The organism is Ideonella sp. P3_A4, from assembly GCF_056403075.1.
This window is the reverse complement of record NZ_JBFUGE010001370.1, coordinates 1-539: the sequence shown is the minus strand read 5'-3', so window position 1 is coordinate 539 and position 539 is coordinate 1. Positions and strand designations below refer to the sequence as shown.

Sequence of the window (539 nt, the reverse complement as noted above, 5' to 3'; positions counted from 1 at the left end):
GTCCAGGCCTCCGGGACCGTCACTCAGCCCTCCGAGACCAAATTGACGTGCCGCCCTTAGCAATTCCTTGGGGTTTCCCACTTGATGGCGCTGGCCAAGATACAGTCCTGCCGCCGTGCTATCCAGCGGCAACAATGCATAGACCTTCAGCGGTTCAGGCGGGACGCTCTTGGGTGTGCGCCGGCTTGCCTCAGAGACATCAGCAGCATTTGGCGTACCAAGGCTGTCTTCCTGAAGGCCTTCCGCGCCATTGGCGAAGAGTTCCCTGGTGTCGCCCTCATCCGCCGCACCCTGTCTGTTCGTTCCTACGTACAGCGTAGTCCGCAACTCGGCTTGGACGACATCGAGCACGGCCGGCGTAAGCGTCGCGGGCCGGGATGAAAGCACCCAAGAAACGTTTGAACCGGGCCAGTCGACCGCTCGTGAAGCCCTACGCAGAGCCAGCGGGAGACCCGACTCCCGGGCAAGTGCCGCTTCATCCAGAGAGTCCAAAAATAGAAAGAGCCTCTCACCAGACACCGGCTTCCACGCTCGATAGG

General features: G+C 61.2%; 1 protein-coding gene. It reads right to left on the bottom strand.

Features of this window, described 5'->3' with window-relative positions:
- A partial coding sequence (locus AC1DYI_RS38055; RefSeq protein WP_477209217.1) for a hypothetical protein occupies positions 1 to 351 on the bottom strand: 351 nt, incomplete at its 3' end.
- Between the last annotated feature and the right edge of the window lie 188 nt (positions 352 to 539).